The following is a 16,917-nucleotide window of genomic DNA, read 5'->3' as shown; positions in this document are numbered from 1 at the left end:
ACGACATGACGGAAGAGCACCGCTTCGGGTTCCGCACCCGAGCACTCCACGCGGGCGGCACGCCCGACGCATCCACCGGCGCACGCGCGGTGCCGATCTACCAGACCACGTCGTTCGTCTTCGACGACGCGACGGATGCCGGCAACCTCTTCGCACTGCAGAAGTACGGCAACATCTACTCGCGCATCGGCAACCCCACCGTGGCTGCGCTCGAGGAGCGGCTGGCATCGCTGGAAGGCGGGATCGGCGCCGTGGCCCCGGCATCCGGCATGAGCGCCGAGTTCATCACCTTCGCCGCCCTTGTCGGCGCAGGTGACCACGTCGTCGCCTCCGCGCAGCTCTACGGCGGCACGGTCACGCAGTTGGATGTGACGCTACGCCGCTTCGGCGTCGAGACGACCTTCGTGCCGTCGAGCGACCCGGCCGACTACGCCGCCGCGATCCGCCCGGAGACCAAGGTCGTCTACGTCGAGATGATCGGCAACCCCTCGGGCGAGATCGCCGACATCGAAGGACTCGCGGCGGTCGCACACGAAGCCGGCGTGCCGCTCGTCGTCGACGCGACGCTCGCCACGCCGTACCTTGCGCGACCGCTCGAGCACGGCGCCGACATCGTGATCCACTCGGTCACGAAGTTCCTCGGCGGCCACGGCACGACACTCGGCGGCATCGTCATCGAGAAGGGCACGTTCGACTGGGGAAGCGGCAAGTTCCCGCAGATGACCGAGCCGGTCGAGTCGTACGGCGGTATCAAGTGGTGGGACAACTTCGGCGAGTACGGATTCCTCACCAAGCTCCGTACCGAGCAGTTGCGCGACATCGGTCCTGCGCTGAGCCCGCAGTCCGCGTTCAACCTGCTGCAGGGCGTCGAGACGCTGCCGCAGCGCATCGACGGGCACCTGGCCAACGCACGGATCGTCGCGGAGTGGCTGGACGCCGACCCTCGGGTGTCGTACGTCACGTGGGCGGGCCTCGACGGTCATCCGCACCGCGACCGCGCCGCCAAGTATCTTCCGCTCGGACCCGGATCGGTCTTCGCGTTCGGCGTCGCGGCCGATGACGGTCGCGCCGCGGGGGAGGCCGTGATCGAGAACCTGCAGCTCGCATCGCATCTGGCGAACATCGGCGATGCGCGCACGCTCGTGATCCATCCGGCATCCACGACCCATCGTCAGCTGACCGCGTCGCAGCTCGACGCCGCCGGCGTGCGCCCCGATCTGATCCGCATCTCGGTCGGCCTGGAAGACGCGGACGACATCATCTGGGATCTGGATCAGGCTCTCACCGCAGCGACAGGAGCGACCCGATGAGCACCTCGAATTCCGCGGACTCTTGCGCCCTTCCCGCACCGACGGATGCTGTCGCCTGCGCTCTGCCCGGTGCTGTAGTTGCCGCCGCCTCCGAGCGGACGTGGACCGGTCCGAATCAGCAGGAGCGCTTCGCGCTGCTGCGCCGTTCGAAGTCGATCGCGATCGTCGGGGCGTCCAACAACCCCGCACGCGCCTCGTACTTCGTGACGACCTATCTGCTGTCGAGTTCGCCGTATGACGTGTATCTCGTGAACCCTCGCGAGACGGAGATCCTCGGACAGCCGGTGTACGCGTCGCTCACCGACCTGCCTGTCGTGCCCGACATCGTCGACGTGTTCCGCAAGCACGACGATCTACCGGGCGTCGCGCAGGAGGCCATCGATGCGGGAGCCGCGACGCTGTGGCTCCAGCTCGGCTCATGGAACGAGGAAGCGGCCGCCCTCGCGGAGTCCGCCGGCCTCTCGGTCGTCATGGATCGCTGCATCAAGATCGAGCACGCGCGGTTCCATGGCGGCCTGCACCTCGCCGGTTTCGACACCGGTGTGATCAGCTCCAAGCGGCAGGTGCTCGCACGCTGAAGGTGAGTTTGTTCGCACCATTCACAATTTGGTCGAACTTGAGGCTCCTTGTTAGCCTCATCCCTGGGGAGAATGTAAATCTGGGGATCCGCTTCGCGGTGTCAACACGACCGTTCTCGGTGCGCGCATCGATGCGCTCGTGATCCTGGCATCAGTGACGGCCGATTGCGGGCGTCTTGTTGTGCGCTGGCCCATGCCAGTCACACGAACAAGGAGTCCGAAGTGGAAGAAATCAAGTCCTCGTTGTCTCGCCGCACGCTCGTCAAAGGTGCTGCATGGTCGATCCCGGTGATCGCTGCAGCAGTAGCGACGCCTCTCGCAGCCGCCAGCAACATCCCTGGTGGAGGCGCCTTGAGCGTCGGCTCGCTGGTCGAGTCGTCGGACAATATTCGCGACACGATCGCATCGGCGTCGAGTGCGCGAGTCGAGTCCTGCTTCCCGAGCAACATGTTCACGAAGCCGTTCGTCCTCACCGCAACGCTCACGTACGACGGCAGCGACAGTGCTTTCAATCTCGCGGGTTCTACTCACGTATCGGCGGGGAGCGTGTGGAGCGTGGTGTCGGTGACTGCGAACGTCGTCACGCTCACCGCGGTGCAGACGGTGAGTTGCTACGCAGGAATCACCGGGTTCGAGATCCAGTACAACGCCGGTGTCGTGCCGCCGCTGAACTCGCTGGTGATCAACATCAGCGGCGTGAGCACTGACGGCGAGATGAAGATCGATGGTCTCGTCTCCGCCGTGAACGCGCTCGGACCGGTGCAGGGGCCGAAGGTGCACGACACCGACCCGGCCTGAGTCCGCCGATGAGGGGTTCGGATCGATCCCGGACTCCTCATCTTCGAAGGGATCAGCTCGCGCGCTGAGGCTCGTCCGCCGCGAACCATAGACTGGCTCCATGCCTCTCATCGCGCTGACCGGGGGAATCGCCTCCGGTAAGTCCACGATCGCCCGTCGGCTCGAAGCGCATGGCGCGGTGGTCGTGGATGCGGATCAGATCGTGCGCGACGTGCAGGCCCCGGGTGCGCAAGTGCTCGGTGAGATCGCCACGGCATTCGGCGGGCATCTGATCGATGAAGAGGGCGCGTTGGACCGCGCGGCGCTCGGCGCGATCGTATTCTCCGACCCCGAGGCGCTCGCGCGGCTGAACGGTATCGTGCACCCCGCCGTCCGGCGAGAATCGCAGCGCAGATTCGAGGCCGCATTCGCCGAGAACCCGCACGCGATCGTCGTGTACGACGTGCCGCTGCTCGTCGAGGCCCGCGTCGATGATCACTGGGACGCCATCGTCGTCGCGCACGCCCCGGCGGAAGTGCGGCTGCGTCGTCTGATCGAGCTGCGCGGGATGCCGCCGCAGGAGGCGCAGAACCGCATCGACGCCCAGGTGCCGGACGAGAAGCGACTCGCGATCGCCGATGTCGTGATCGACACCGCGGGTTCTCTGGCGCAGACCGAGCAGCAGGTGGACGCGCTGTGGCGGCGTCTGACACAAGAGTGAACTCGGACGACCTCTTCGCGGGCCACCTTCCACGGACTCCGTCGTATCGACGTCTGATCGCCGGACTCTTCTTCGCGGGCGTCGCGACGTTCGCGCAGCTGTACTCGCTGCAGGCCGTACTGCCTCAGGTCGCCGCTGACCTGAACGTGCCCGCGGCGACAGCGGCGCTGACGGTTTCCGCCGCGACGCTCGGGATCGCCATCGCCGTGATCCCGTGGTCTCTCGTCGCCGACCGGATCGGGCGGATCCCCGCGATGGCGATCGGCATCATCGCCGCGACCTCGTTCGGGCTCGCGGCACCGCTCAGCACCGAGATCACGGTGCTGCTGGCACTGCGCCTCGGCGAGGGGCTCGCTCTCGGTGCCGTGCCCGCCGTGGCACTCGCCTACCTCAGCGAGGAAGTGCACGCACGGCACGTCGCGGCCGCCGCTGGCAGCTACACCGCGGGGACGACCGTCGGCGGGCTCACGGGGCGACTGGTGGCCGGCCCGATCGGGGAGGCGTTCGATTGGCGCATCGGCGTATGGAGCGTCACCGTGCTGTGCACTGCCGCGGCCGTGCTCTTCCTCTGGCTGGTGCCGCGAGCCCGGCGATTCGTCCCGGGGCGGATGCGGGCGGATGCCGGACCCGGTATGCGCGCACGCCTCTTCCGCGCCCTGCGCTCTCCACGCCTGCTGGCACTGTACGCGCAGGGCTTCCTTCTCATGGGTGCGTTCGTCGCGGTGTACAACTACCTCGGCTTCCATCTCATCGCCCCGCCCTTCCTGCTTCCGGTCTGGGTGGTGACGCTGCTGTTCCTCGCCTATCTGGCGGGAACGGTGTCGTCGCCGTTGGCGGGGTCGCTCGCCGTGCGGCACGGGCGTCGAACCGTGCTGCTCGGCGCGATCGGTCTGTTCATCACAGGGACGGCGCTGATGTACGTGCCGTCGCCGATCGTCATCCTCGTGGGTCTGGTCGTGTTCACCGCCGGTTTCTTCGGAGCCCACGCGATCGCCTCGAGCTGGGCTCCAGTGCTGGCCGATCCGGAGAGCCGCGCGCAGGCGCCTTCGCTGTACTACTTCGCCTACTACGCCGGCTCGAGCCTGTTCGGATGGGCCCTGGGCGTGGTGTTCGGCCAGGCGGGGTGGGAGTGGTTCCTCGCGCTGGTGATATTCATGGGCGTGCTCGCGGCGGTCATCGCCTTGGCGCTGCTGCGGTCCGATCGAGCGATCGATGCCTAGACTCGAGCCCGTGCGACACACCCTCCTCGATGCCTACGACTCCCAACTGCGCACGTCTTCGGAGATGCCGCGCTCCGCGCGCATCGTGCGCACCGGACCGTTGTGGTCGGCAGTTCTTCCTGGCGGACGCGGCTTCGTCACGTACGAGTCGCTCGATGGCGCCGATGAGGGTGCGATCGCCGCACTCGTGGATGCGGCTCTCGCGCACTTCGCCGCGTATCCCGAGGTCACGGTCATCGAATGGAAGACACGGGGGCATGACCTCGCGCCGGGCCTGCACGAGGCTCTCGTCTCGCGGGGCTTCGCACCGGACGAGCCCGAATCGATCATGATCGGCGAGGCCGCGCTGCTGGCCCAGGGCGCACCTGCTCCGGCGGGAGTGGAGATCCGGCAGGTGCGGGACGAGGCCGAGATCTGGGCGATGGAGGAGATGCAGGGCACCGTCTTCTGCGACCCCGGCTGGCGGGCGCGCGCCGAGGCGACGGTTGCCGAGTGGTCGGCCGGGTCCGGCATCGGCTTCTGGATCGCTCTGGTCGAGGGCGACGTCGTGAGCGCCGGGCGACTGGAACCGGTCGAGGACACCGAGTTCGCCGGGCTCTGGGGCGGGGCCACTCTGCGGCAGTGGCGTGGTCGCGGGATCTATCGGGCGCTGACGGCCAGACGTGCGCGTTCAGCGCTGCTGCAGGGCAAGAAGTACCTCAACGCCGACTGCACCGAGCTCTCACGGCCGATCCTCGAGCGGGCGGGCCTGATCAAGGTGTCGACCACCACGCCGTACATGCGCCGTCAGCCGTCCGCCTGAACAGCCGCCTGTCCGCTGCGGCGACGGCGCCGCCGGAAGAACATCGCGATCGCGATGATCAGGCCGACCAGCAGCAGCAGACCCGCCAGTACGGGGACGATGATGGCGAGCGCCGCGAGCAGGAATGACGCACCGTCCTCGGCCGTGCTCAGCACCGGCGCTGCGAGTCCGCCCGTCACCGTGTTCGCCGTCACTCGCGCAGTGGCCTTGACGATGTGCACGATCAGGGCGATCACGATGCCGGTGACGATGGGCACCCACGTGTTCTCCGAGAAGAAGGATGAGGGGTCGTCGACGGCCACGGTCTCCGCGCTGGCACCCGCACCGAACACGATGCCGCCCGAAGCCGGCCGCAGAACGCTCTGGATGACGTCGTTGATCGAGTCCAGTGCGGGGATCTTGTCGGCGACGACCTCGAGCAGCAGCAGGATGCCGAGGATCCAGAGGGCGAGGTCGCTCGAGATCCATGACCATCCGGAAGGGAGATTCACAGCCGGAAGGAATCGGTCGGCGAGGCCCAGCAGGAAGAGCGGCATCCAGGCGTTCAGCCCGGCCGATGCCGCGAGGCTGGAGCCGATCAGGAACTCGATCACGACCTCACTATAGGGCGACGGCACGATGTCACCGCGGTGCTGGCGCGATCGGCGACCCCGATGTCCGAGGCTCCGCATACGCTGGAACCATGCAACCCACGCGCAGCGTCCGTCCGTTCGAGGTGATCAGCGAGTACGAGCCGGCCGGTGACCAGCCGCAGGCGATCGCCGAGCTCGCCTCGCGCATCAACGCCGGCGAGACCGATGTCGTGCTGCTCGGCGCCACCGGTACCGGCAAGTCGGCGACGACGGCCTGGCTGGTCGAGCAGGTGCAGCGCCCCACGCTGGTGCTCGCGCACAACAAGACTCTGGCGGCCCAGCTGGCGAACGAGTTCAGAGAGCTCATGCCGAACAACGCGGTCGAGTACTTCGTCTCGTACTACGACTACTACCAGCCAGAGGCATACGTGCCGCAGACCGACACCTTCATCGAGAAGGACTCGTCGATCAACGCCGAGGTCGAACGCCTGCGCCACTCCACGACGAACTCGCTGCTCTCCCGCCGCGACGTGATCGTGGTCTCGACCGTGTCGTGCATCTACGGTCTCGGTGCGCCGGAGGAGTATCTGCGGGCGATGGTCGCGCTCCAGGTGGGGGAGCGGTACGACCGCGACGCCCTCATCCGCCAGTTCATCGCGATGCAGTACAACCGCAACGACGTCGACTTCTCCCGAGGCAACTTCCGCGTGCGCGGCGACACGATCGAGATCATCCCGGTGTACGAAGAGCACGCGATCCGCATCGAGCTGTTCGGTGACGAGATCGAGGCGTTGTACACGCTGCATCCGCTCACCGGCGAGGTCATCGAGAAGCTCGATGCCGTGCCGATCTTCCCGGCATCGCACTATGTCGCCGGCACCGACGTTGTCCAGCGCGCGATCGGCACCATCGAGGACGAGCTCGCCGATCGTCTGAAGGAGTTCGAACGACAGGGCAAACTGCTCGAAGCGCAGCGACTGCGCATGCGCACCACCTTCGACCTCGAGATGCTGCAGCAGCTCGGGTTCTGCTCCGGCATCGAGAACTACTCCCGCCATATGGACGGGCGCGCGCCGGGAGAGCCGCCGCACACGCTTCTCGACTTCTTCCCCGACGACTTCCTGATGGTGATCGACGAGTCGCACGTCACGGTGCCGCAGATCGGAGCCATGTACGAAGGCGACGCGTCGCGCAAGCGGACACTGGTCGACCATGGCTTCCGCCTGCCCAGCGCGATGGACAATCGTCCTCTGCGATTCGACGAGTTCAAGAACCGCATCGGGCAGACGGTGTACCTCTCGGCGACCCCCGGCAAGTACGAGATGGGCATCGCCGACGGTGTTGTCGAGCAGATCATCCGTCCGACCGGACTCGTCGACCCCGAGATCATCGTCAAGCCCTCCAAGGGGCAGATCGACGACCTGCTGGAAGAGATCCGCGTGCGCGCAGGGCGTGATGAGCGCGTGCTCGTCACGACGCTGACGAAGAAGATGGCAGAAGAGCTCACCGACTTCCTCGGCGAGCACGGGGTGCGGGTACGGTACCTGCACTCCGACGTCGACACGCTGCGACGGGTCGAGTTGCTCAGCGAACTCCGCTCCGGCGTCTACGACGTGCTCGTCGGCATCAACCTGCTGCGCGAAGGACTCGACCTCCCCGAGGTGTCGCTGGTCGCGATCCTGGATGCCGACAAGGAGGGGTTCCTGCGCTCCGGCACGTCCCTCATCCAGACGATCGGCCGTGCCGCTCGAAACGTGTCCGGCCAGGTGCACATGTACGCCGACAAGATGACCGACTCGATGGCGAAGGCCATCGAGGAGACGGACCGCCGTCGAGAGAAGCAGGTCGCGTACAACAAGGAGCGCGGCATCGACCCGCAGCCGCTGCGCAAGAGGATCGCCGACATCACCGACGTGCTGGCACGCGAGGCGTCAGACACGGAAGACATGCTGCGCAGCAAGAACAGGACGAAGTCCGGGCGCGGCAAGAGCCCGACGCCCCAGCTGCGCCGTGAAGGGATCGCCGCTGAGGGCGCCGATCAGCTGGAGGACATGATCAAGGATCTCTCCGACCAGATGCTCGCGGCGGCGGCCGAGCTGAAGTTCGAGCTCGCCGGCCGGCTTCGCGACGAGGTGCAGGACCTCAAGAAAGAGCTGCGCGCCATGGAACGCGCTGGGCACGCGTAGGAGCGGGGAACGAGCATGGATGCCGTCGCAGCTGAGCTCGCCGATCGTGTCCGTGCGCTGCTGATGTCGGAGCCCGGGCTCGAGGAGAAGCGCATGTTCGGCACGCGCGCCTTCCTGCTGCACGGTCGAATTCTCGTGGGAGTGCGGAAAGAGGGCGTCCTCCTCGTGCGTGTCAGCGAGGAGAGGGGCGCTGAGCTGCTGACCGAGCCGGGCGTCTCGATCGCGGTGATGGGTGCGAAGACGATGGGGCCGAGCTGGTTGGACGTGGCAGCGGCGGCCACCGAGAACGATGAGTCACTGATGCGATGGATCGATGCGGCGCGCGAGAGTGCAGAGGCGAAGCCCTGACGAGCGCCTGATCGATCAGGGGCAGTGCATGAGCGGCTTCGGGCCGGACCGGTCGATCTCGTGCGCGCTCATGGGCTGGCCGCACAGCGGACACGCCCGCTCGGCTCGTTGCGATGCCGTCGGCGGAGGGGTGGCTTCGTAAGGCCCGACAGCGGCCGGGCCAGCGAGGCGGATGAGGTTCTTGTTGAACCAGCGATACAGCCCACCCGCTTCGCGGATGCGTGTGCGGAGCGGCACTCGGTCTGAACTGTTCGGCATGTTCCTTAGTGTACTAATGATTAGCCCGTCTGTATAATCGGGATGTGACCGATTCGGATGACCTGCTCAGACTCGAGAACCAGCTCTGCTTCGCGCTCGTGACCGCAGCGCGCAACGTCGTGGCGATCTACCGCCCGATCCTCGAGCCTCTCGGGCTCACCCACCCGCAGTACCTGGTGATGCTCGCTCTGTGGGAACGGTCACCGCGTTCGCTCAACGACCTCGCCGCAGACCTCGCGATGGATCCGGCCACTGCCTCGCCTTTGGTCAAGCGGCTCGAGAAGGAGGGCCTGATCGTTCGGGAGCGCAGCGCCGAAGACGAGAGGCGCCTCGACATCCGCCTGACGGAGGCAGGGCAGGCGCTGCGACAGCGGGCCCTCGACGTCCCGCGGCAGGTGATGGCGGCGGTGCGCATGGACATCGAGCAGGTGGCCGCCCTGCGCGATGGGTTGTCGCCGTTCGCGGGTCGCACTCCGATCGACGGTGTCCTCACGCCCTAGCGCTCCGGCGCCCGGCTCCGTGGAACCGTTCCTGAAGACGGACACAGAGCCGATGTCCGTGGCCCCTCGTAGACTTGTGCGGTGCCCATTGTCCCCGTTGCCACCCCCAGCAAACTCAGTGTTCGCGGCGCCCGCGTCCACAATCTCAAGAACGTCGACATCGACATCCCTCGCGACTCGATGGTCGTCTTCACCGGCCTGTCAGGGTCGGGAAAGTCGAGCCTCGCGTTCGACACGATCTTCGCCGAAGGCCAGCGTCGCTACGTCGAATCGCTGAGCGCGTACGCGCGGCAGTTCCTCGGCCAGGTGGATCGTCCGGACGTCGACTTCATCGAGGGTCTGAGCCCTGCGGTCTCGATCGACCAGAAGTCAACGAACCGCAACCCGCGCTCGACCGTCGGCACGATCACCGAGATCTACGACTACATGCGCCTGCTGTGGGCACGCATCGGCATCCCGCACTGCCCAGAGTGCGGTGAGAAGATCCAGCGGCAGACGGTGCAGCAGATCGCGGATCAGCTCATGGAGCTGCCTGAGCGCACGCGCTATCAGATCGTCGCTCCGATCGTGTCCCAGAAGAAGGGCGAGTTCGTCGATCTGTTCCGCGAGCTCGGCGCCAAGGGGTACTCGCGGGCCATCGTCGACGGCGATCTCATCCAGCTCGCCGAGCCGCCGACGCTCAAGAAGAGCTACAAGCACGACATCGCGGTCGTGGTCGACCGGCTCGTGGCGTCCGACGACATCCTCGGTCGGGTCACCGACTCGGTAGAGACTGCTCTCGGGCTCGCCGGCGGCGTCGTACAGGTCAACTTCGTGGATGAAGAGGGCGACGACGCATGGCAGTCGTACTCCGAGAAGCTGGCCTGCCCGAACGGGCACGCGATCACGCTGACCGAGATCGAGCCGCGCACCTTCTCGTTCAACGCTCCGTTCGGCGCCTGCCCGACATGCTCCGGCCTCGGCACGCGCATGTCCGTCGACGTCGACCTGATGCTCGACGACGAGGAGCTCTCGATCCGCGAGGGCGCCATCATCCCGTGGACCACGCAGGGCAAGGGACTCTTCCAGTACTACGAGCGTCTGCTCGAGGGCCTCGCGCGCGATCTGAAGTTCGACCTCGACACCCCATGGAAAGACCTGCGCGTCGATGTGCAGGACGCGATCCTCCGCGGTGACAACTACAAGGTCACCGTCAAGTGGAAGAACCGCTACGGCCGTGAGATGCGGTACGCCTCCGGCTTCGAGGGCGTCGTGCCCTACATCGAGCGCCAGTACGCCCAGGCCGAGAGCGACAACCAGCGCGCGCGCTGGGCCGAGTACCTCCGTGAGGTGCCGTGCCCGACGTGCGACGGCAACAGGCTCAAGCCCGAGGTGCTCGCGGTCAAGGTGCACGGGCACTCGATCGCCGAGGTCTCCCACCTGAGCCTCGCCGATGCCCGCGGCTTCATGGAGACGCTGACCCTCACCGATCGCGAGGCGAAGATCGCGGCGCAGGTGCTGCGCGAGATCCGGCTGCGTCTCGACTTCCTGCTGCAGGTGGGGCTCGCCTATCTGAACCTCAGCCGCGCGGCCGGCTCCCTCTCCGGCGGTGAGGCCCAGCGCATCCGACTGGCGACCCAGATCGGATCGGGACTCACCGGCGTGCTCTACGTGCTCGACGAGCCGTCGATCGGTCTGCACCAGCGGGACAACCGACGCCTGATCCAGACGCTGCAGACGCTGCGCGACCTCGGCAACACTCTGATCGTCGTCGAGCATGACGAAGAGACGATCGAGGCGGCCGACTGGGTCGTCGACATCGGACCGGGTGCGGGTGTCAACGGCGGTGCCGTCGTGCACTCCGGCCCATACTCGGCGCTGCTCACGGAGACCGAGTCGATGACCGCCGACTACCTCTCGGGTCGCCGCGAGATCCCGACTCCCAAGAAGCGCCGCAAGATCGACAAGAAGCGGATGCTGAGCGTCGTCGGTGCGCGCGCGAACAACCTGCGCAACGTCACGGCCGAGTTCCCGCTCGGCGTGCTCACCGCCGTCACCGGTGTGAGCGGCTCGGGCAAGTCGTCGCTGGTCAACGACATCCTCTACCGGGTCCTCGCGTCCAAGCTCAACGGGGCACGCACGCTCGCGGGCAAACACACCCGTGTCACCGGTCTCGACAACCTCGACAAGGTGGTGCACGTCGATCAGGCGCCGATCGGCCGCACCCCGCGCTCGAACCCCGCCACCTATACGGGCGTCTTCGACCGCATCCGCACGCTGTTCAGCGAGACGCCCGAGGCGAAGGTGCGCGGTTACCAGCCGGGCCGATTCAGCTTCAACGTCAAGGGCGGTCGCTGCGACGCATGCTCCGGCGACGGCACGATCAAGATCGAGATGAACTTCCTGCCCGACGTGTACGTCGACTGCGAGGTCTGCCACGGCAAGCGGTACAACCGCGACACGCTCGCAGTGCACTACAAGGGCAAGAACATCGCCGAGGTGCTCGAGATGCCGATCGTGGAGGCGGCCGAGTTCTTCGAGCCGATCCAGGCGATCCACCGGTACATGAAGACGCTCGTCGACGTCGGCCTCGGCTACGTTCGACTCGGCCAGTCGGCGACGACGCTCTCCGGGGGCGAGGCGCAGCGCGTCAAGCTCGCCACCGAGCTTCAGCGTCGCAGCAACGGCCGCAGCATCTACGTGCTCGACGAGCCGACCACGGGCCTGCACTTCGAGGACGTCCGCAAGCTCCTCGAGGTGCTGAACGGGCTGGTCGACAAGGGCAACACGGTGATCGTGATCGAGCACAACCTCGATGTCATCAAGTCCGCGGACTGGGTCATCGACCTCGGCCCTGAGGGCGGCTCCGGCGGCGGTCAGATCCTCGCCACCGGCACGCCCGAGCAGATCGCGCGTGTCGAGGAGAGCCACACCGGCATGTTCCTCGGAGAGATCCTCGGCGCGGGACGCGGGGCGCGGAAGGCCAGCTGATGGCCGACGTGCTCCCGTACAAACCCTCGCAGGGGGAGATCCCGACCGATCCCGGTGTGTACCGCTTCCGGGACGCAGAGGGGCGCGTGCTGTACGTCGGCAAGGCCAAGAATCTGCGGCAGCGGCTGTCGAACTACTTCGCGCCGTTGCGCACCCTGCACGAGCGCACCAGACGGATGGTCACCACTGCCTCCTCGGTGGAGTGGACGGTCGTCCCGACCGACGTCGATTCACTGCAGCTCGAATACATGTGGATCAAGGAGTACGATCCGCCGTTCAACGTGCGCTACAAGGACGACAAGTCGTACCCGTTCATGGCGGTGACGCTGGGAGACGAGGCGCCGCGCGTGCTGGTCACGCGCAACCGCAGGATCCCACGCGCGCGCTACTTCGGCCCTTATCCGAAGGTGTGGGCGGTGCACGAGACCATCGATCTGATGATCAAGGCGTTCCCGATCCGCACCTGCAGCGATGCGAGCTACAAGCGCGCCATGGCGACAGGGCGACCGTGCTTCCCCGGACAGATCGGCAAGTGCGGCGGGCCGTGCTCCATGAAGGTCTCGATCGAAGAGCATCGGGCGATGGTCGACGACTTCGTCGCGTTCATGGCCGGGGGCGACGAGCGCTTCACGAAAGAGCTCACGAAGCGGATGCTGTCGGCGTCGGCCGCCATGGACTACGAGGCGGCCGCGAAGTACCGTGACCAGCTCGCCTCGATCGAGGCCGTGCTGGGCAAGAGCTCGCTGGTGCTGCCCTCCGACGAGGATGCCGATCTGTTCGGCATCGCGGAGGACGAACTCGCGGCGACCGTGCAGCACTTCGTGATCCGCGGAGGGCGCGTGCGCGGGGTACGAGCCACGACGATCGAGAAGGAGATCGACATCTCCGGGGGCGACCTCGTCGAGCAGGTGCTGCAGCGCACATACGGCGAAGGGGTCGACGTGCCCCGCCGCATCCTTGTGCCCTCGCTTCCCGACGACGCCGCCGAGCTCGAGGTCTGGCTGCGGGAGCGGCGCGGACGCAAGGTCGAGATAGCCGTCGCACAGCGCGGTCAGCGCGCGGAGCTCATGCGCAACGCGACCCTCAATGCGACCCAGGCCCTCATCCGTCACAAGACCAGGCGCACGAGCGATTACGTCGCGCGCACGCAGGCGCTCACCGACCTGCAGGAGGCATTGGACCTCGAGACGGCACCGCTGCGCATCGAATGCTTCGACATCTCGCATCTCGGCGGCACGAACGTCGTCGCTTCCATGGTGGTGTTCGAGGACGGGCTGCCGCGCAAAGACCAGTACCGCTCCTTCAACATCGCCGAGACCACTGACGACACCGACTCGATGTACCAAGTGCTCATGCGGCGCCTGGCGTACCTCGATCGGCCCGAGGAGGATCCGGTCGCCGAACCGCCGGCCGACCCGCTGTCGGACAGTGAGGACGTCGTGGCCGTCGCGCGGAAGAAGCCCCGGTTCTCGTACCCGCCTCAACTGCTGCTCGTCGACGGCGGCAAGCCTCAGGTCGAGGCGGCGGCGCGGGCCCTGCGTGACGCCGGACACACCGAGATCGGGCTGTGCGGGATCGCGAAGCGGTTGGAGGAGGTGTGGCTGCCGGGTGAGGACTTCCCGGTCATCCTGCCTCGCACCAGTGAGGCGCTCTACCTGCTGCAGCGTCTTCGCGACGAAGCGCATCGGTTCGCGATCATCCACCAGCGCAAGCGCCGCAGGCGCGACATCACCACGGTGCTGGAAGAGGTACCAGGACTCGGCGCATCGCGCATCAAAGTGCTGTTGAAGCACTTCGGTTCGGTGACGGCGCTGCGCGGTGCGAGCTCCGAGGAGATCCAGCAGGTGCAGGGGATCGGACCGGCACTGGCCCAGAGCATCCACACGCACCTCGCGAATCGATAGGCTGGTCTCCAGAGCGAGAGCTGATCTTCACAGGGAGGAACCGTCGATGACCGTCGAGGAGAAGAACGAGTTCCTCATCGTCACCGGCATGTCCGGTGCAGGGCGCTCCACCGTGGCCAACGCCCTGGAGGATCTGGGCTGGTACGTGGTGGACAACCTCCCGCCGCAGATGCTGCGCCCACTGCTCGATCTGACCGACCTCGGCGGGGGAGCGCTGCCCAAGGTCGCCGCGGTCGTCGACGTGCGCGGTCGCAATCTGTTCAACGATTTCCCCGAGGTCGCGCGTGCGCTGCGTTCGCGCGGCAGCGTGCGCGTGGTGTTCCTCGACGCATCGGACGACGTGCTGGTGCGCCGGTTCGAGTCTGTGAGGCGACCGCACCCCCTGCAGGAGGACGGCACGCTGCTCGACGGCATCCGGCTCGAGCGCTCACGCCTGACGTTGGTGCGCGAAGCGGCCGACATCGTCATCGACACCTCGTCGCTCAACATCCATCAGCTCGCGACGCAGGTGTTCGAGGCGTTCTCCGATGAAGGAGCGGCACGGCACAGGCTGACGATCCTGAGCTTCGGCTTCAAATACGGTCTGCCTACCGACGTCGATCTCGTCGCAGACATGCGCTTCCTGCCCAACCCGTTCTGGAACGATGACCTGCGCGGTCTCACCGGGCAGGATGCTCCGGTTCGCGACTACGTGCTCTCGCGCGAAGGGGCAACGGAGTTCCTCGACGCATACGCCGCTGCGCTCGCACCGGTGCTCGAGGGGTACCAGCGGGAGAACAAGGGTCATTCCACCGTCGCGATCGGCTGCACGGGCGGTAAGCACCGTTCGGTGGCCACTGCGGAAGAGCTTGCGAAACGGCTCTCCTCGATCCCGGGCGTGGCGGTCAATGTCCGTCACCGAGACCTCGGCCGCGAGTAGAACGGCGCGACGCCCGGTAAACTGTTCCTTTGCGTCGCGATCCGGCGCATGACGCTTTACAAGGAGTCCCGTGGCACTAACCACCGACGTCAAGGCTGAGCTCGTCAGCATCCGCAACGCACCCCCGACGGTGCGCGTCGCGGAAGTCACCGCAATCCTCCGGTTCGCCGGCGGACTCCACTCGATCGCCGGTCGCGTCGCGGTCGAGGCAGAGGTGGACGCCGACCTGCTCGCTCGTCGTGTCGCGCGCGATCTCGCGGAGATATACGGGGTGCGCCCCGAGATCGCGCAGGTGCAGTCCGCCAGCTCGCACGACGGAGCACGCTACGCCGTCCGCGTGATCGCAGCGGGAGAGACGCTCGCGCGCCAGACCGGACTGCTCGATCAGCGCCGCCGCCCCGTGCGCGGACTCCCCAACAGGCTCACGACGGGATCCCGCGAGGAGATCGCCGGGCTGTGGCGCGGTGCGTTCCTCGCTGCGGGTTCGCTCTCCGAGCCGGGGCGCTCCGCGATGCTCGAGGTCTCCTGCCCGACGTCCGAGGCGGCGATGGCGCTCGTCGGCGCCGCGCACCGGCTCGGCGTCGCGGCCAAGGCCCGCGAAGTGCGCGGCCTGCCGCGCGTCGTCGTGCGCGAGGGGGAGGCGATCCGCTCGATCCTCAGCCAGATGGGTGCCCAGAAGACGGCAGCCGCGTGGGAGGAGATGCGTCAGCGCCGCGAGGTGCGCGCAGGCGTCAACCGCCTGGTGAACTTCGACGACGCGAACCTTCGTCGCTCCGCGCAGGCGGCGGTCGCGGCGTGCGCGCGAGTCGAACGCGCGCTGGAGATCCTCGCCGCGGACGTGCCGGACCACCTGCGTGTCGCCGGCGAACTGCGTCTCGCGCACCGCGACGCGAGCCTCGACGAACTCGGTCACCACGCGGACCCGCCGCTCACGAAGGATGCTGTGGCCGGACGCATCCGTCGCCTCCTGGCGATGGCCGACAAGCGCGCGCAGCAGGAGGGCATCCCCAGCACGGAGGACGCCGTACCCGCAGGGCTCGACGTCTGAATCGACGGCGTCTTTTCTCGTCATCCGCGGAAGGATCCGTACCGACCTGTCGTTGACGTCAGTAGGATGAAAAAGTCTGCTCCGCACCGCACACGGGTGGCGCGGGGGACCGACAAGCGCCGCGGCGCGGCGCGGATTGGATGAAAGCGACATGGCGATCTACACGCTCCCCGACCTTCCCTACGACTTCGCAGCTCTTGAGCCGCACATCAGCGGAAAGATCATGGAACTGCACCATGACAAGCATCACCAGGCGTATGTCACCGGCGCCAACACGGCGTTGGAGCAGCTCGCTGAGGCGCGCGAAAGCGGCAACCTCGCGAACGTGAACAAGCTCGAGAAGGACCTCGCGTTCAACCTCGGCGGTCACGTGAACCACTCGATCTTCTGGACCAACCTCTCCCCGAACGGCGGCGGGCAGCCCGAGGGCGAGCTCAAGGCGGCGATCGACGAGTTCTTCGGCTCCTTCGACAAGTTCCAGGCGCACTTCACTGCAGCTGCCACCGGCATCCAGGGCTCCGGCTGGGCGGTGCTGAGCTGGGACACGATCGGCCAGCGCCTGATCATCCAGCAGCTGTTCGACCAGCAGTCCAACACCGCGCAGGGCACGATCCCGGTCTTCCAGCTCGACATGTGGGAGCACGCCTTCTACCTCGACTACCTCAACGTCAAGGCGGACTACGTCAAGGCCGTGTGGAACATCGCCGACTGGCAGAACGTCGCTCAGCGCCTCGACGTCGCCCGTAAGCAGACGAACGGCCTGCTGGTACTGTCGTAACCAAGACGGGGGGGGCCGACGGACTG

The 16,917-nt window shown here is 66.9% G+C and carries 16 protein-coding genes; 14 read left to right on the top strand and 2 right to left on the bottom strand.

Annotation, left to right across the window (positions count from 1 at the left end):
- Positions 1–5 precede the first annotated feature (5 nt).
- The 6 genes from ACNPNP_RS10115 (at position 6) to ACNPNP_RS10090 (ending at position 5,408) form a co-directional block, all read left to right on the top strand.
- Positions 6–1,310, top strand: a complete 1,305-nt coding sequence (locus tag ACNPNP_RS10115; protein WP_448965893.1) for an O-acetylhomoserine aminocarboxypropyltransferase/cysteine synthase family protein — start codon at positions 6–8, stop codon at positions 1,308–1,310.
- Positions 1,307–1,888 carry a CoA-binding protein gene (locus ACNPNP_RS10110; RefSeq protein ID WP_448965892.1) on the top strand — a complete coding sequence of 194 codons (582 nt, stop codon included), beginning with the start codon at positions 1,307–1,309 and terminating at the stop codon, positions 1,886–1,888. The genes ACNPNP_RS10115 and ACNPNP_RS10110 overlap by 4 nt, the downstream gene beginning before the upstream one ends.
- A 222-nt stretch (positions 1,889–2,110) precedes the next feature.
- Positions 2,111–2,686 (top strand): hypothetical protein, encoded by a 576-nt coding sequence (locus tag ACNPNP_RS10105; protein WP_448965891.1) that lies wholly within the window; start codon positions 2,111–2,113, stop codon positions 2,684–2,686.
- 100 nt (positions 2,687–2,786) lie between these two features.
- Positions 2,787–3,386, top strand: a complete 600-nt coding sequence (gene coaE / locus ACNPNP_RS10100; RefSeq protein WP_448965890.1) for a dephospho-CoA kinase — start codon at positions 2,787–2,789, stop codon at positions 3,384–3,386.
- On the top strand, positions 3,383–4,606 hold the full coding sequence (locus tag ACNPNP_RS10095; protein ID WP_448965889.1) for an MFS transporter: 1,224 nt from the start codon (positions 3,383–3,385) through the stop codon (positions 4,604–4,606). The genes coaE and ACNPNP_RS10095 overlap by 4 nt, the downstream gene beginning before the upstream one ends.
- 10 nt (positions 4,607–4,616) lie before the next feature.
- Positions 4,617–5,408, top strand: a complete 792-nt coding sequence (locus tag ACNPNP_RS10090; RefSeq protein ID WP_448965888.1) for a GNAT family N-acetyltransferase — start codon at positions 4,617–4,619, stop codon at positions 5,406–5,408.
- On the opposite strand, the gene ACNPNP_RS10085 is transcribed toward ACNPNP_RS10090, so the two are convergent.
- Entirely contained in the window at positions 5,393–6,001 is a 609-nt protein-coding gene (locus ACNPNP_RS10085) for a DUF4126 domain-containing protein (protein ID WP_448965887.1), read from the bottom strand. The two genes, ACNPNP_RS10090 and ACNPNP_RS10085, sit on opposite strands and share 16 nt — an antisense overlap.
- An 89-nt stretch (positions 6,002–6,090) precedes the next feature.
- Here ACNPNP_RS10085 and uvrB point away from each other — a divergent pair, with 89 nt between their 5' ends.
- Positions 6,091–8,166, top strand: a complete 2,076-nt coding sequence (gene uvrB / locus ACNPNP_RS10080) for an excinuclease ABC subunit UvrB (protein ID WP_448965886.1) — start codon at positions 6,091–6,093, stop codon at positions 8,164–8,166.
- Positions 8,167–8,181: 15 nt separating this feature from the next.
- Positions 8,182–8,514, top strand: a complete 333-nt coding sequence (locus tag ACNPNP_RS10075; protein ID WP_448965885.1) for a TfoX/Sxy family protein — start codon at positions 8,182–8,184, stop codon at positions 8,512–8,514.
- A 15-nt stretch (positions 8,515–8,529) separates the two neighbouring features.
- Here the strand turns inward: ACNPNP_RS10075 and ACNPNP_RS10070 are convergent, their stop codons facing one another.
- Positions 8,530–8,772, bottom strand: a complete 243-nt coding sequence (locus ACNPNP_RS10070; protein WP_448965884.1) for a hypothetical protein — start codon at positions 8,770–8,772, stop codon at positions 8,530–8,532.
- A gap of 44 nt (positions 8,773–8,816) precedes the next feature.
- On the opposite strand from ACNPNP_RS10070, the gene ACNPNP_RS10065 reads away from it, so the two are divergent.
- The 6 genes from ACNPNP_RS10065 to ACNPNP_RS10040 all read left to right on the top strand — a co-directional run bounded on the left by ACNPNP_RS10065 (position 8,817) and on the right by ACNPNP_RS10040 (position 16,891).
- Complete coding sequence (locus tag ACNPNP_RS10065; RefSeq protein WP_448965883.1) at positions 8,817–9,272, top strand: MarR family winged helix-turn-helix transcriptional regulator; 456 nt, start codon at positions 8,817–8,819, stop codon at positions 9,270–9,272.
- An 81-nt stretch (positions 9,273–9,353) separates the two neighbouring features.
- On the top strand, positions 9,354–12,242 hold the full coding sequence (uvrA, locus tag ACNPNP_RS10060; RefSeq protein WP_448965882.1) for an excinuclease ABC subunit UvrA: 2,889 nt from the start codon (positions 9,354–9,356) through the stop codon (positions 12,240–12,242).
- Positions 12,242–14,146: an excinuclease ABC subunit UvrC gene (uvrC, locus tag ACNPNP_RS10055; protein WP_448965881.1), complete on the top strand. Its 1,905-nt coding sequence runs from the start codon at positions 12,242–12,244 to the stop codon at positions 14,144–14,146. The genes uvrA and uvrC overlap by 1 nt, the downstream gene beginning before the upstream one ends.
- Before the next feature lie 46 nt (positions 14,147–14,192).
- Positions 14,193–15,065 (top strand): RNase adapter RapZ, encoded by an 873-nt coding sequence (gene rapZ, locus ACNPNP_RS10050; protein ID WP_448965880.1) that lies wholly within the window; start codon positions 14,193–14,195, stop codon positions 15,063–15,065.
- 70 nt (positions 15,066–15,135) lie between these two features.
- A complete protein-coding gene (whiA, locus tag ACNPNP_RS10045) occupies positions 15,136–16,113 on the top strand; it encodes a DNA-binding protein WhiA (protein WP_448965879.1) in 978 nt (325 codons plus the stop codon).
- Positions 16,114–16,264: 151 nt separating this feature from the next.
- Positions 16,265–16,891 carry a superoxide dismutase gene (locus tag ACNPNP_RS10040; RefSeq protein WP_448965878.1) on the top strand — a complete coding sequence of 209 codons (627 nt, stop codon included), beginning with the start codon at positions 16,265–16,267 and terminating at the stop codon, positions 16,889–16,891.
- Positions 16,892–16,917: the final 26 nt, after the last annotated feature.

The sequence above is a fragment of the Microbacterium xerophyticum genome, assembly GCF_053543555.1.
The sequence above is the reverse complement of the archived record's forward strand: the minus strand, read 5'-3'. Positions and strand labels throughout refer to the sequence as shown.

Excerpts from the sequence above, each read along its gene's own strand:
- coaE (WP_448965890.1), top strand. The coding sequence starts at position 2,787 with ATGCCTCTCATCGCGCTGACCGGGGGAATCGCCTCCGGTAAGTCCACG.
- uvrC (WP_448965881.1), top strand. The coding sequence starts at position 12,242 with ATGGCCGACGTGCTCCCGTACAAACCCTCGCAGGGGGAGATCCCGACC.
- ACNPNP_RS10070 (WP_448965884.1), bottom strand. The coding sequence starts at position 8,772 with ATGCCGAACAGTTCAGACCGAGTGCCGCTCCGCACACGCATCCGCGAA.
- ACNPNP_RS10075 (WP_448965885.1), top strand. The coding sequence starts at position 8,182 with ATGGATGCCGTCGCAGCTGAGCTCGCCGATCGTGTCCGTGCGCTGCTG.
- ACNPNP_RS10115 (WP_448965893.1), top strand. The coding sequence starts at position 6 with ATGACGGAAGAGCACCGCTTCGGGTTCCGCACCCGAGCACTCCACGCG.
- rapZ (WP_448965880.1), top strand. The coding sequence starts at position 14,193 with ATGACCGTCGAGGAGAAGAACGAGTTCCTCATCGTCACCGGCATGTCC.
- ACNPNP_RS10110 (WP_448965892.1), top strand. The coding sequence starts at position 1,307 with ATGAGCACCTCGAATTCCGCGGACTCTTGCGCCCTTCCCGCACCGACG.
- ACNPNP_RS10040 (WP_448965878.1), top strand. The coding sequence starts at position 16,265 with ATGGCGATCTACACGCTCCCCGACCTTCCCTACGACTTCGCAGCTCTT.
- uvrB (WP_448965886.1), top strand. The coding sequence starts at position 6,091 with ATGCAACCCACGCGCAGCGTCCGTCCGTTCGAGGTGATCAGCGAGTAC.